Here is a 14,556-nt window from a genome sequence, read left to right on the forward strand (position 1 = left end):
GTTCGAAACTCCAACCAATGGACCTAATAAAGAAATTGCACCAGCTAGGGTAATTAATGTTTTTTTCATCTCTATTCTCCTTATTTTACTACTATGGTAATAGCAGTTGACACCTTTCCTTTTTCTTTTGAGGTCTTTACATCATAGATTTTGAAAGTAGCTACACCTTTATAATGCCCTATTTTCAAATTTTTATCAAGCTTTGGATTTCTAACCTCATAACCAGCATCCATTCTTCCAGACCTATAAACAACTTCACCATTATCCAACGTAATAGTAACAGCAATGGGATAAGAATTGCTACTTGGATTTTTAATATTAATGTCACTGGATTGTGAACTTTTATTGACAATAATGTCTGGATTTATAATCATTTGAAACTTACTAGCGTCAACTTTTTTTTGTGCATACTTAGCAATTTCTTCATCAGTTAATTTTTGCGCATCTTTATATCCTGGAAGAAAGTCGCCTGAAACTATTTTTTTTGTGGTGGTAGGGCTATAAACTTTGTTAAATAGGTATCCAGCTCCACATGAAAATAATAATAAGAAAAGTAGTATTAACCAAATTATTACTCTTCTTTTTTTCTTTTTTTCAACAGAATCACTAGTTATATCATTTTTATTTTCATGTCCTAACATATCTTTGTTCTCCTATTCAAAAAATAACTTAATTATGTAGCTAAGATTTTCATACTTCGAATAGTTAATCGGGCCTTTGTACTGGCCGATTACATTAAAAATACTTTCACCTTTAAAACCGGGTACTGATATTTTCATTGTTTTATCTGCTGAATGAACAAAAGGTAATATGTCATTTTTTGTATCTCTAACTTTAAGAGCCAAATATATTGACTTGTTTGGTGTATCAGAATCAATTTTATCAACAAGATTAGCAGATCCACTTTCTTTCTTTGGTAAATCTGAATCTATATAGTACTTAAAAGTAAAGTTAGAATTATTAACAATTTTATATTGATTGTCAGATGTGAACAAGCTATTATCCAGAACGGTGAAATCAGTTTTAATAGGAACAGTGATATCTAGCATACTTTTTTTAACATTGATATCTTTTGCAATCCATTGACTTGTTGTATCTTCATAGCTAGAGGAAAGAGATTGCCCTTTAGCCCGCATGTAGACAACATAATTTCCTGCAGGAACATTAGTTACATCTACATAATCGTCATTAGTTATCCCTTTAAAGTCGGCTGTTGAATCATTAGTGATTATATTTTGGCTATTATCAGAATCAATATCCGAAACTAAAGACTTTTGGTATATCTTGTATTCTATACCCTTATAGTAGTAAGGGCCTTCTATATTAAGATTATTTAAGTTTATTTGGCTAATTAAAGGATTACTTTTAACAGTTGATGTAACATCTCCAATGGTTTTTGTTTTTGCATGGTAAAACAATTTAGTGCTATTAGACCCAAAAACATTGTTGTTTAAAATATTATTTCCAGAAGATGCCGGTTGTGTTTGTTTTGAAGGATTGTAATAATCAAAGAAATATGGGAATGTAGATTTATTATTTAAAGTAACGTCGTGGTTAAATAGACCTTTTGATTTTTTATTCTCAATTAATAGACCTCTTGGATTTATGGTACTGAAATTGATATTATCTGAAGCTTGTTCTCCAAACGAGCCATTCCCTACAGCTTCAAAATATGAGCCTGAGTTCAATGTGACATTCCCAGTGTTTGTGCCCATTGTAACACCATTCAGTGTGCTGTTAATTTTAAAAACTGAATTATCATCGAGATTTAAATTAAAGTTTGCCCCCCAACAAAATATTTTCTTACTTGTATTTATGTTTACTTGAGCATTTTTTTTCACGCTAATATTTGTTGTGTCACTTGGCCATAAAAAACCAGCGGTACTGGTATTGGTATTATGATAAATATTAGTAACACTATTTTCATCAAAAACAATATTTGTTGCGCCTTCTAAAAATTCTTGTCCTGAGCCTTTTCCTGGTGTGGTATAAAAATTATTGTTCCCAGTAAAAGTTAACTTTGTATCTTTATTAAGATAAAAAGGCTGAGCAGCCGTAAATCCAATATAATTGACATTGTTTATTTTTAGGTTGGCCCTATACCAACTTCCTTGTAAAATACCATACCAAGATTGAATATGATTATTATCTCCAAAGGTCACATTATTGTAACTAACATTTAAATCATTTTTGTTTAACGTAAAACCTGGCCAATCTCTTTGATTAGACCCATCATTTAAAATAGCATGATTGTTTCCTATAATATTAACATCTGAATTAATGAAGAATCTTTCATTATCATCGTAATGAATATCATTATTCAATTTAATATTTAAAATATTTTTAGACAAAGCCGCCTTTAATTCCTGCTTGTTCGAAACACTAACTGTGTCGGTATCAGATTTTCCTGTTATTGCAAAGGCGGTTGCAAAAAAGAAAAAAAACAAGGTGATAAAAAAAGCTTTTTTCATGTACTCAACCTCAAACACCTTCTTCATACTACAATAGAAAGTTTTCATACTTTATCCATTGTAACAAACCTCACCATTTAATTTCTATATTTATCAACAAAGAGTGAATTTTTATAATAAAGAAGGCTATTTTATGATCTATTAATTATTTTTTTTATTTGCTTCAACTCTTTCTCTTCATCAACGTTAAGTTGTGATTCATAATAGTCAATTAACGATGTAATTACGTCATTTAAATTCTTTCTATTTAACAAAATAGCTAAACTACGAATTTCATTAGCAGATGTTTCAGACACACGAATCGTTGTTTGTTTTTCCTTGACATATTTTTTGGAGAGGCTCTTAGTATCTTCGTTGATAGAAAACAAGGAGTTTCTTTCAAATGTTGTTTCAGGTTGCATAGCATCAGAACGTTGAATTAACTTTTTCTGGTTTTTGTTTTTATCTATTAAGCTCATTTTTTTATTTTCTCCAATAATTCGTCGGTTATTGTACTGTAAAGATTGTGCAGTCTCAAATCATGCATATCTCGTTTGTGAGTGTCATCCGGATTTGTAATTCCAATTAAATCATATCGTTTAACACGCTCCATATTACGAACTACATTTTCAAATAGATTTTCTGATCCAAACTTTTGTTTAGATTGTTCTAGAATTGTTTGATCAACTGGAGAGGTGTTTTTTAGTAATACTGGGAGAATACCTGTAATATCAAAATTAACTTTAGAAGAATAAGTATCATATAACTCTTGTGCATATTGTATAAACGCCTCTGCTCCTACAAGAGAGCGTTCTTGAGTTTGCAAAACAATAACAATATAATCTGAGGCTACTATTGAGCTATCTGTGTAAGTACTTAACGTAGGGGGAACGTCAAAGATAATAAAATCATATTTACTTTCCAGAGGCCCTATTAATTCTTTTAAGAAAAAAATTCGATCTTTTTGAGTGTGAGGAAACTTCTTCTCAAGAAATAAAGGATAAGAAGTAAAATCAGCAAAACCAGGTAATAAAAACAAATTACTTAATATTGGAGTAACAATTGAGGAGAGATCATCTTCAGAAATGGCAGTCATTAATGTTTTTGGAAAGGAAATAGCTTCGTTATTTTCATTTTGAGCAGTTTTTAATAGCAATGAAGTTGCATTAGCCTGGGGATCTAAATCCACCAATAAGGTTTTATATCCTTTTCGAGCCAAATGATATGAAATCAAAACACTATTAGTGGTTTTTCCAGTTCCACCCTTAAAATTTCCAAATGTTATATTAGTAGACATACAGAACCTAACTTTCCTTATTAAAAATAATATATAATTATTATAACAAAAAATACGTATACGCATATATATGTATATATGCGTATACACTCGATAAGCAGACTATAATCAGGTGTTACCAATTTATTATATGAATTAAAATTTTTATTTAATTTCGAATACTAATTAATGAAAAACAACCTAACAAGCACGGCAAAGTTCCTTAGGGCCGTTACCCTATAAGGCTGATACGGGACAGGCGTGTACCCGTAAGGAGGGAGGCAGTTGTTCCGTCCAAACCACGTCCAAAGGTTGAAGTAGCGTTCAACTGGGCAATGAATGATTGGACATGGGTTAGCTCGCCCAGCAAGTGATTGGCAATGTAGTGGTTCCTAGATTAGCACCTAGGAGGCTCTGAGAGGCGTTTTCAGCTCAGAGCGGAAGTGTCTGGCAACACACATTACCCGGAACAAACGGGAGAGTGGGCAGAATGCTCTTTAAACGATGTTAGCGACTTGACCAAAGCGATGGCTCTTAGCTATACCTTGGAAAAGCCCTTAAGTATTCTCAATTTTGAGATTTACCTAAGGGCTCTCTCTGCTCAAAACAACTTGCTGCCCTTGGCGGGGTTACGGTGAAAGTCAACGAAAAGCTTTTGGTTTTTAGAGAAAAAAGATGGAACATGATTGATTGATAAAACATTTATTTTGGATAAAGAGCAAAACAGACCCTGCGCGATTTGCGCATGAAGTCGTAAGACTTCAGAGCAAATAAGTAGGCCAGATGACCGAAAGGTCATCACCAGAAAAAGTGATTTGGTCTTGGTCTTCGTCAAATCGTTTTACTTTTTTTGATTGATGATGTTTTTAGACAGTTTCTTTTTTTTCAGCAAATTCCTTTTTACTTCATGCGTTAAAAATCATCAAAAAAATACCGGTAGAAAAAATTCATTTTGCCAATGTCGGGCTAAAATTTTTTGGCTTAATCGGACGTTTTTGGTAAGTTGGGTTTTCGATCAAAAGGAAAAGGAACCGGTAAAGTCATTTTGCTCGTTCGGTTAAAATCAGAAAACCCCGTCACGATGTTGTTCATTTTTTTCGGCCTTAAAAAACATTGTCATCATCAAAAATTGAGTTGTAACAGGTTAAGGGAGATTGTCGGCACATTGTGCCTTAGCCCCGCTGTGCGGGCAATCCCAGTGCATGCACTTTTTTTAGCTAGTTTAACTAATGTTTAACCGATGTTTAACTCAAGTTAAACTAACTTTTTTGTCAAAAAAGGACCTAAAAGAGAAAATGATCGGCTTCATTGGGAATCAACATTTACTTTTTAGGTTGATACGTTGACGTGTTGTTTTGGATTCTTTGCGGATTTGGTTTTGGGTTCAAAGGGAGCGTTTTTGCTGACAAAAGTTTTGTCCTAGTCAGTGAAAGGTGGTAAAAACTTTTTCGCTTTTTTCGTGCGGAAACGACTTCTCATGATCGTTCTCAGAAAGGCTTTTTTCACAAAAGCCAAATCCCGTTAGCTCGGGATTATGAGAGCTAGACCAATTGTTTTTGGCTAAATTGAGCAAAGGCGCTTTTAACAAAAGAAAAAGCAGGCCCCGAAAATCGGGACCTGCTTTTTTGACTTGCGTTAATGGACATTATGTTAAGTTCGAATGTAGTTGGTCATTTATGACTTATTAATTACTGTTCAATCCCCAATTGTTAAGTATATCGACTAATTCATCTGTTACCCTAACATCTCGCTCATGAATATTATCAAGTCCCCAACTATTTTTTGTTTGTGACAGTTTTTTTACTATTTGGATATTAGATTGGTTGTAGCTATCTTGTTTTTTCTTAAAATATCCGTTGCTTGCGACTATATTTAATTTTTTTTCAAAAGGAATTTTATTTCCTATGTGTTCTACCAATGATTGAATATTAACATCTGTATCATTTGGGAAATAATTAGTTTGCCATTTTTGAGGCATAATATGTTCAATTTCCCATTTATCAGGCAATAGATTGTCTTGATGTTGATAGGCAATCATTTTAAGAATCATACGTACAATATTTTTATGGGGAGTTTTGACATATTCTCTTAAATCTTCTAAATTAATGGCAGAAAAATTAAATTGTGGATCAGGAGAATCTATTATATTAGCGTTTAAATTTAGAATTCCGACTTTAACAGCATTAATTGTAGGTGTAATGATATATTTTGCTGATAGAGTAGCTGCTAATTTTTTGAGAAACGCAAGAAATTTATTTTCGAAATAAGTTTCATTTTGATATTTTAAATAAAAAATAACCACAGGATATTTCCAAAATTCATTTGGATAAGACGATAGAACATCTAACAATATTCGTATGTCGTTGTTTTTCGACCATTCTTTATCGCTAATTTCAACATGATTGTTAACTGCAGCCCATAAACTAATTAATTGATCAAGGTCATTCATAACAGCCGGTTGATATAGTTGTTTAAAATTATTTTTTGAATAATATTTACGAATACCTGGAGTAGTAGATTTACGATCGTTTTCAATAGCTCGCAAATAAAACATGTAATAATAAAAGAGTTTTTGGATGCTTTCACTAACATCCATCGCCTCTTCTTCGAGATGCTGCCATTTTTCTATAAAATAATTTTTGTCGCTTTCAGGAAGATGATTATATATTTTAGCTTTAAAAATATCAGCATCTGAAAGTGCTAAGCCACGATCATTTAGAGTGGAAAAAATAGTTAGAGCGGTATTTTGGGTATCCGCATCGATGGGCAGTAGAATTGCTTTTTTCAAAAGGTTATTAATAAATTGATAAAAGCGCATAGGCTTACTTTGGGAATAATTATCTAGTAGTTTTTGAAATGTTAGATAGTTTTGTGCATAGTTTGATTTTGAATTTTTATCAGCCTTTCCCGTAATAAGAATATCAGCAAATTCTTCATTTGCTTCATCACTCATGACACGAGAACTGATTAAAATCTCATCCTTCTTAACAGCTCCCGTCAGATCATCTTGAATCCAAAGAGCAGGTTCTATTTGACCTGCTAAGTGTTTGGATTCAGGTGACGTCAGATCGCCTTCTAATTTACTGTATATAGCTCGTAGGAATAAAAATAATGATGTTATTCGTTGCTGACCATCAATAATTTCTTGTTCTTTTTTTTCATTTTCATATGAGACTATGGTCCCAAGAAAATAAGTGCTCTCATTATCATTTTCTGTATATTCAACTAAATCAGAAAAAAGGGTTTCAATTTGATCCTCCGTCCACGAGTAGGGCCTTTGATATTCTGGAATGACAAATTTCTTTTTTGTACCAGACTCTAGTAATTGCTTTACGTTTTTTTTATTAACTTCAATAGTAGTTGTCACTAAGTTATCTCCTAAAAATTATGACATGTTACTCTTTAGTACTACCTAAAAAATTATTTATGAGTCCGTTCGTATAAAATCATAAATCGCTTTTCTGGTTTCCCGTTCATCACCAGCTACATAAAACGGACACCATACAATTTGGTATTTTCCTTTTCACCAATAATCTCAATCGGAAAATTAAATATTATTTATCTGGATCTTCAGCTTTTGGAATAAATTCGGAAGTCCACTTATCATCTGTCCCGTACTTATCCTGACTATCAAACTTAACTTTATTATTTTGAATTTTATACGTGTATTGTTTGGTTACACCTGAATCAGTAGTGATAGTTAATTTATGATCATCGATAGACCAGGTACCTTGATATGTGCCCCCTATACTTCCAGGTCGTTGTATGGTGACATTATTATCACTATTAAAATAATAAGAGACTGTTCCATCGTGAATTAAATTCGGAGGGGTTGTAGGCTGGCGCATAGCTTCTTTTACATCAACGTCATTATATTTACTTATTCTTTCCACATATGGCTGTTTCAGTAACGCTTCTTTAACTATTTCTTTTTTGTCTACAGTAGAGTGTTTTGTAGTTGATTCTTTATTTTGATTATCTAATTGTTCTTTTTTATTAATTGCTTTTTGTTTTTTTACTTCTTCTTTGAGCAAATCGTTATGGTGTTTTTCATTAATCAAAAAAAATCCTAGAAAAACAACTGAAATTAAAATTACAATATAAAATATTTTTTTCATGCGTTATACCTTATACACCTTACTATTGACGTTTTAACGTAATTTGAGATTGGTTTCATTAAATTCCAATATAATTTATGAATCTGTATTTTTGGTATTTGAAATAAATGTGGAAGTAAATGTGCCTTCTGTTCCGTACTGTTTCCATTGAAAGCTATTAAATTTAACTTTATTATCTTGAATCACGTAGGGAATAACTTTTACACCACCTCCGCCTCCAATCGTAATAGTTAGGTTTTGATCATCAACAGACCAGCCACCTTCATTTCCACTCAAATTATTACTTAAATTTTTAATGATAACGTGATAATCACTATCGAAGTAATAGGATTGTTCATCATGAAATAAGTTTTTTGGACTTGTAGATTGACGCATAGCTTCTTCTATATCAATGTCGTTATATTTAGTCACCTTTTCAATGTATAGTTGGTTTAATAACGCTTTCTTAACTAGTTCTTTTTTGTCTACAGTAGAGTCTTCTGTAGTTGATTCTTTATTTTGACTTTCTGATTGTTCTTCTGTAGTTGATTCTTTATTTTGACTTTCTGATTGTTCTTTTTTATTAATTTCGCTTTGTTCTTTTACTTCTTCTTTGAGTAAATGATTATGGTGTTTTTCTTTAATTACCAAAAATCCTAAAATAATCACGCCAATTAAAATCACAATGCTAAATACTTTTTTCATAATTTATACCTCTTAAAAAGTATTACATTTTCTAATAGGCATTGCAATTTCACTTATTTATTGTCCATTTTTGTCAATGTTATACTGTCAATATGGACAATAAAAAAATTGACACTTTACAATCGTTTGACAGTTTAACAGCATTAGCAAAAGAACTTAAAATAAGTCGTCAAACACTATATAAAAGGCTAAAAGATAATGATATGAAGGGGCGTCTTTCTTTTACAAAAAAGGAACTCTCGTTGTTAAAAAAGCGTCCAATTAAAAGTGTCAAGGTTGACAGTCAAGTTGACAAAGAGGTGAACAATGAACAAGAAAAACTTGTTGGCGTGCTTCGGGAAGAATTGAAAGCTAAAAATCACACGATTGATCAGTTAAATGAGCAATTAATCAATAGTCAAAAGTTGCAGTTAATGAGTCAACAGCATACTGAACAATTAACTAGGGAAACACATGAGTTAAAAAAATTGACCAACCCAAAAAAGGATTTTGGTCTCGTTTATTCGATAAGAAAAAGATTTAACGTACTGGATAAATTAAAAAACTTATACATACTATTCCATGTGCTTGGGTATTTTCATTTATGGCAAGTTCAATGATGGTGGGCATCAATTTGAGGATGTTATACTCAATAATTAGAGTACAATTTTAAGAGTAGGAAAAAATGAAAATGATTAATAATAAGGAGTTGTAGTATCTGTAAAATGAATTATAATAATTTAAACTTTGAAGAAAATACAAAGAAAGTATTACACAAAGTAAAAAAGAGTTGGATTGTTATTTCTTTAGCTTCTTTTACTCTTTTAGGAGTCGAATCTTTTTCTTCTAATGTTAATAAAAGTACGCCTTTTGTCTCATCTTCTGTAGTAAGCGCTGATACAAATAGTTATGACAACAATTCAGAACAGACAAACTTAGCAGATCAACAAAGCATTCACTCAGTAAGTAGTGCCACGATAAATATTGGCGATAGTTTGCCAAACACTGCTCAAGATTATGAAGCAAAAATTATTTCTAATTCGACAGAAACAATTGATTACAATGCAAAAGTTGATTTAGGGCAAGCCGATAATCAGAATCCTGGTCGTTATACAGTAACCATTACTTTTTCTGATGGAACTATTCAACAGACATCACTTACAGTAATGAAAATAAACGTTTCTGATTCCATTTCAATTATGCAAGGCGACCCATTTCCGGTAGGTGAATATATACCTTATCAGAACATGCCCGATTCACTTAATTTTTCGAGTGAACCTGCCGGATATGGATTCCTAGTGAACACTTCTTCTGTTAATACTGACGTTGCAGGGAAATATGAGTGCACTATTTATTATCCAGGTAACAGAAATATTAGAAAAACATTCCTAGTGAATGTTATAAGCCCAACAGAAAGAAAAAATGTTAATGAAACGATTCATTACCAGTACCCTGATGGTACAGAATCAGCAAATACTTATACAAAATCACTTACCTTCACTCGTTCGGCTGAAATCGATCCAGATACTGGTGAAGTAACTTACGGTGATTGGTCAAGCGATCAAATCTTTGAAGCTGTTCAAAGTCCATCTCTGAAAGGCTATACGCCTGACCAAGCTGAAATTGCCACTCAAACGGTTAGTGGCATTTCCCAAGACTTGAACTTCACGGTTAAGTACATGAAGAACGCGCCAGCCGAGTCCACAGATACCAAGACGGTTAATGAAACGATTCATTATCAGTACCCTGATGGTACCAATGCAGCTGATACTTATACAAAGTCACTGACCTTTACTCGGGCTAAGTACACCGATGCTGTCACGGGCGAAGTCACTTATGGTAGTTGGTCAACCGATCAGACCTTTGAAGCTGTTCAAAGTCCATCTCTGAAAGGCTATACGCCTGACCAAGCTGAAATTGCCGCTCAAATGGTTAATGGCGATTCCCAAGACTTGAACTTCACGGTTAAGTACATGAAGGATGCCACCGATTCTAATAACCAAGATGGTAGCAACACCCCCTCAAATCCAAGTTCAAATGGAACTGATTCAACTTCGTCAGAGACTACCAAAACACAGACAGCTGGCAAGCCATTGCCATCAAAACAACAACACACTACTCGCTTAGAAAAGTATCATAATCTACCAGATACGGCTAAAAAAGATCAAGGGTACGGCCTTGCCGGCCTTCTTGGTATTTCTGCAATCCTCGTTTTCTTTGGACTAAGTAAAAGCCGTAAAAAGAGAGGCTAATCTTTTGTAATTAATATTTATTAGTTAACATAACGTGCCTTAACGCAAGTCAAAAAAGCAGGTCCCCATTTTCGGGGCCTGCCTTTTCTTTTCTTAAAAACGACTTTGCTCAATTTTCCGAAAAGCAATTGGTCTAGCTCTCATCCCGATTCTCAGAAAGGCTTTTTATCCTTTGTGAAAAAAGCCTTTCTGAGAATCGGGATGAGAGAAGCCTTTTACGCACGAAAAAAGACTCCAAGGTCTATCTTGTTTCACTGACCAGAACGAAATTCTTCGTCAGCAAAACCGATCCTTTTCTCTTTTTGGCGGATTTTTTATAGATTTTTTTGTGTTACTCGAGTAACACATTTTAGAAAAAGTGCATGCAGTGGGATTGCCCGCACAGCGGTGTTAAGGCACATTGTGCCGACAATCCCCCTTAACCTGTTACAACTCAATTTTTGATGATGACACTGTTTTTTAAGGCCGAAAAAAATGAACAACATCGTGACGGGGTTTTCTGATTTTAACCGAACGAGCAAAATGACTTTACCGGTTCCTTTTCCTTTTGATCGAAAACCCAACTTACCAAAAACGTCCGATTAAGCCAAAAAATTTTAGCCCGACATTGGCAAAATAAAATTTTTACTGTCGGGACTTTTTTGATGATTTTTTACCAAACCCTTTTTTTCGCTTTTAGCAATTTTTAACGCATGGAGTAAAAAGAAATTTGCTGAAAAAAAAGAAACTGGCTAAAAACATCATCAATCAAAAACAAGTAAAACGGTTTGACGAAGACCAAGACCAAATCACTTTTTCTGGTGATGACCTTTCGGTCATCTGGCCTACTTATTTGCTCTGAAGTCGAACGACTTCATGCGCAAAATCGCGCAGGATCTGTTTTGCTCTTTATGCAAAATGAATTTTTTTTATCAATCAATCATGTTCCATCTTTTTTCTCTAAAAACCAAAAGCTTTTCGTTGACTTTCACCCTAACCCCCGCCAAGGGCAGCAAGTTGTTTTGAGCAGAGAGAGCCCTTAAGTAAAATCTCAAAAAAGAGAATACGTAAGGGCTTTTCCAAGGTATAGCTAAGAGCCATCGCTTTGGTCAAGTCGCAAACATTGTTTAAAGAGCATTCTGCCCACTCTCCCGTTTGTTCCGGGTAATGTGTTGCCAGACTTCCGCTCTGAGCTAAAAACGCCTCTCAGAGCCTCCTAGGTGCTAATCTAGGAACCACTACTTTGCCAATCACTTGCTGGGCGAGCGAACCCATGGCCAATTATTCATTGCCCAGTTACCCGCTACGGCAACCTTTGGACGTGGTTTGGACGGAACAACTGCCTCCCTCCTTACGGGTACACGCCTGTCCCGTATCAGCCTTATAGGATAACGGCCCTAAGGAAATCAAAAGCCGTCACAGTAACTAAAAAGGAGATCGCCTAGCAATTGCTATGCGATCTCCTTTTTAAAGGTTGATTATTTATCCTTCTAATTGTAAAATATCCTTATAGGGGTTACCCGAAAATGAAGAAATAAATGCATGGCAACTGTTTAGGGCAGTTACTGTGCAGGTCATAGCCAACCTTGCCGGGTTGGCTATGACCTTTTTTTATTTAATTTTTATGGTGAATATACTAAGTGGTGAACTGACGCCCAATACCCTAATAATACCTATACAACAAGCAATTGTCAAATTTTATTTTTAATGTATACATGTATACATACATATATGCATGCATGTATACATGTATGTATGTATGTTTTGTTTGAGCGTATATTCACGCAAATATACAAATTTAGTTTAACCGAATAATGCTGATTTAGTAGGTATGATGTATATAATTAAATTTATATATATATACATACATATATATTCATATGCTTGTATACATATATATATGCATATAAATATATATGTATATTTATATGCTTGTATACATATATATGTATGTATATTTATAAAGAATATTTTTTTACTAACTGAATTGACAGACGATACTTCGTTTCTATTATTTCTTGACAAAATTTTCCCGATAGTCAAAAAGATGGGGTCTTCTTAAAAATATTAATAACTCCTATAGAGAAACAATATGCCTTTATTATTTTTGAAGCACCACCAACGTTAAGTGTATACACCGTTAGCTTAATAGTGGCGTCGATTATATTGCTGTTGTTTTGCAAGCTCAAAAACGCTCTCTCGCAGGGGCAGAGGGGTTTATACAATATGCACAAGAGTTATATGACACTTATTCTGCCGAAGTAATTTGGCTATTGTTGGTATTCTTCCAGTATTACTCAAAAAATCCTCACCCATAGGTCTAACTATTTTGCAACAATCCAAAGAAAAATTTGGATAAAAAAATCTATTTAAAAATGTAGTGCGTAATATCGAGCATGTCAAACGATATCATTTGATTGGCATTACGAACCCTGATGAATCGGATAAAAGAGACATCAACGATTTAAGATCACATGAACTTTACAGCAAAATAACCAATGAATTATTAGCGAGAATGAATAAATGGGTTTACTAGATAAAAATAATATTAATGCACAACCATAAAGCTGATCCGACTATCAGATAAAACTTGTCCCGAAAGCACCTTTCAGAGGACCTCTTTATTTTCTGTTAACGAAGATACAAACGACCATTCGTGTATCTGAAACATCCGCTAATGAAATTCGTAGTTTAGTCATCCTACTAAAGATAAAAAATTTGAATGATGTTGATACTTCATTAATCGATTATTACGCAGCACAATTCAATGTCTATGAAGAGTCAGAATTAAAGAAAATAAAAAATTATAAACCACAAGTAACTAAAAGATAACAAAATAACAATTGGACTAGATTGTGAAATTCGGACAGAAAGCAAGCTTGTGAACGAAGGAAAGAGGGCCGCCGATTAAAATTCACAAAGGTAATTTCACAAAGGGGCGAGAAGCTCGGCAGCTGGGCTTCTTGGTTTAATCTATTTTATGTCAAGTTGGATTGGTCTAGTTTAACCAAACTGAAATCAGAGCTGTTCAAAAGGGAAGAATCTCGTGCTTTTATTTTCCCTAAAAAGGCCCCTCAATCCAAGAAGTGCCCGCCTTACTTTAAGTAAGGCGGGCGCTTCTTGGATTAGCAAAAACATTCTTTCTGGTTCACCTACCTTTTCAATCATGCCACTTCCCGATTGAGCTTATTTGAAGTTCCAAAGGAATCATACTAAAACAACAACGAACCCTAGATGGTCGCTTATTTTTTGTAGTGAATTTTTCATAAAGGACGCTTTTTAGTGTTTTGCTCGTATGTCAATAAGTTGGACATACGAGCATTTTAATCATTACATTCTTTGTTTGCTGTATCCTTTACAAATACAGCAAATTGAATTAGCAATAAAATTTTAGGGATAATAGCTACCACGATACTGGCGTGAAGAGAAGATTCATAGTAAATGAAGGTCTTTTTTGTAAATTTAACTTTTTTGATATGTTACCTTTATACGCAAAGATGGCCTTATTGCTTCCTGAAACAGCTGTATCATTTTTAGTTAGGTTCCCGTCAGCATTAGCTAACGTCAAAGAATTAGCCTTACTGTTTGATAATTTGCCCTTATTAATTAACTTAGTCATTTTTGGGGTTTTACCCGTACGCTTTATAACAAATTTTAATTCATCAATATCGCTAATATCAGTTGAATCATTTTGTGTAAAGCTGTTAACTCTGACATTTACTGGGCGACCAGAGTTATTGGTAATATTATAGGTTGGCGACAAAATTTTGGTATCATTTGAAGTGTTATAAAAAATGGTAGCTGTATCCAAAGTGATA

11 protein-coding genes and 1 pseudogene are annotated in these 14,556 nt (G+C 33.6%); 4 read left to right on the forward strand and 8 right to left on the reverse strand.

Going from position 1 to position 14,556, the window contains the following annotated elements; all coding sequences use genetic code 11:
- Positions 1 to 80: 80 nt before the first annotated feature.
- The 7 genes from G6R30_RS06115 to G6R30_RS06145 form a co-directional block, all read right to left on the reverse strand.
- Positions 81 to 641, reverse strand: a complete 561-nt coding sequence (locus tag G6R30_RS06115) for a hypothetical protein (protein ID WP_213822599.1) — start codon at positions 639 to 641, stop codon at positions 81 to 83.
- Between the two features lie 12 nt (positions 642 to 653).
- A complete protein-coding gene (locus tag G6R30_RS06120) occupies positions 654 to 2,471 on the reverse strand; it encodes a hypothetical protein (protein ID WP_213822601.1) in 1,818 nt (605 codons plus the stop codon).
- Positions 2,472 to 2,602: 131 nt separating this feature from the next.
- On the reverse strand, positions 2,603 to 2,929 hold the full coding sequence (locus G6R30_RS06125; RefSeq protein ID WP_213822604.1) for a replication and copy control-associated protein: 327 nt from the start codon (positions 2,927 to 2,929) through the stop codon (positions 2,603 to 2,605).
- Positions 2,926 to 3,747, reverse strand: a complete 822-nt coding sequence (locus tag G6R30_RS06130) for a ParA family protein (RefSeq protein WP_213822606.1) — start codon at positions 3,745 to 3,747, stop codon at positions 2,926 to 2,928. The genes G6R30_RS06125 and G6R30_RS06130 overlap by 4 nt, the downstream gene beginning before the upstream one ends.
- Before the next feature lie 1,663 nt (positions 3,748 to 5,410).
- Positions 5,411 to 7,093, reverse strand: a complete 1,683-nt coding sequence (locus G6R30_RS06315; RefSeq protein ID WP_213822609.1) for a DUF262 domain-containing protein — start codon at positions 7,091 to 7,093, stop codon at positions 5,411 to 5,413.
- A gap of 187 nt (positions 7,094 to 7,280) precedes the next feature.
- Positions 7,281 to 7,844, reverse strand: a complete 564-nt coding sequence (locus tag G6R30_RS06140; RefSeq protein ID WP_213822612.1) for a hypothetical protein — start codon at positions 7,842 to 7,844, stop codon at positions 7,281 to 7,283.
- A gap of 75 nt (positions 7,845 to 7,919) precedes the next feature.
- Positions 7,920 to 8,528, reverse strand: a complete 609-nt coding sequence (locus G6R30_RS06145) for a hypothetical protein (RefSeq protein ID WP_213822614.1) — start codon at positions 8,526 to 8,528, stop codon at positions 7,920 to 7,922.
- Positions 8,529 to 8,620: 92 nt separating this feature from the next.
- Between G6R30_RS06145 and G6R30_RS06150 the strand changes: the two genes are divergently transcribed.
- From G6R30_RS06150 to G6R30_RS06340, 4 genes and pseudogenes are all read left to right on the forward strand, one after another.
- Positions 8,621 to 9,127, forward strand: a complete 507-nt coding sequence (locus G6R30_RS06150) for a helix-turn-helix domain-containing protein (RefSeq protein ID WP_213822616.1) — start codon at positions 8,621 to 8,623, stop codon at positions 9,125 to 9,127.
- Between the two features lie 105 nt (positions 9,128 to 9,232).
- Positions 9,233 to 10,759 (forward strand): mucin-binding protein, encoded by a 1,527-nt coding sequence (locus G6R30_RS06155; RefSeq protein WP_213822619.1) that lies wholly within the window; start codon positions 9,233 to 9,235, stop codon positions 10,757 to 10,759.
- 709 nt (positions 10,760 to 11,468) lie between these two features.
- Positions 11,469 to 11,600, forward strand: a complete 132-nt coding sequence (locus G6R30_RS06285) for a hypothetical protein (RefSeq protein ID WP_274381112.1) — start codon at positions 11,469 to 11,471, stop codon at positions 11,598 to 11,600.
- A 1,193-nt stretch (positions 11,601 to 12,793) separates the two neighbouring features.
- A pseudogene (locus G6R30_RS06340) lies at positions 12,794 to 13,003 on the forward strand (hypothetical protein); the annotation flags it as partial.
- A gap of 1,138 nt (positions 13,004 to 14,141) precedes the next feature.
- On the opposite strand, the gene G6R30_RS06165 reads toward G6R30_RS06340, so the two are convergent.
- A partial coding sequence (locus G6R30_RS06165) for a hypothetical protein (RefSeq protein ID WP_213822622.1) occupies positions 14,142 to 14,556 on the reverse strand: 415 nt, incomplete at its 5' end.

Source organism: Fructobacillus parabroussonetiae, from assembly GCF_018437265.1.
Taxonomy (GTDB): Bacteria; Bacillota; Bacilli; order Lactobacillales; family Lactobacillaceae; genus Fructobacillus; species Fructobacillus parabroussonetiae.

What these genes read in the sequence shown, in the direction of transcription:
- G6R30_RS06115 (WP_213822599.1), bottom strand. Translation starts at nt 641, where the DNA reads ATGTTAGGACATGAAAATAAAAATGATATAACTAGTGATTCTGTTGAA.
- G6R30_RS06120 (WP_213822601.1), bottom strand. Translation starts at nt 2,471, where the DNA reads ATGAAAAAAGCTTTTTTTATCACCTTGTTTTTTTTCTTTTTTGCAACC.
- G6R30_RS06125 (WP_213822604.1), bottom strand. Translation starts at nt 2,929, where the DNA reads ATGAGCTTAATAGATAAAAACAAAAACCAGAAAAAGTTAATTCAACGT.
- G6R30_RS06130 (WP_213822606.1), bottom strand. Translation starts at nt 3,747, where the DNA reads ATGTCTACTAATATAACATTTGGAAATTTTAAGGGTGGAACTGGAAAA.
- G6R30_RS06140 (WP_213822612.1), bottom strand. Translation starts at nt 7,844, where the DNA reads ATGAAAAAAATATTTTATATTGTAATTTTAATTTCAGTTGTTTTTCTA.
- G6R30_RS06145 (WP_213822614.1), bottom strand. Translation starts at nt 8,528, where the DNA reads ATGAAAAAAGTATTTAGCATTGTGATTTTAATTGGCGTGATTATTTTA.
- G6R30_RS06150 (WP_213822616.1), top strand. Translation starts at nt 8,621, where the DNA reads ATGGACAATAAAAAAATTGACACTTTACAATCGTTTGACAGTTTAACA.
- G6R30_RS06155 (WP_213822619.1), top strand. Translation starts at nt 9,233, where the DNA reads ATGAATTATAATAATTTAAACTTTGAAGAAAATACAAAGAAAGTATTA.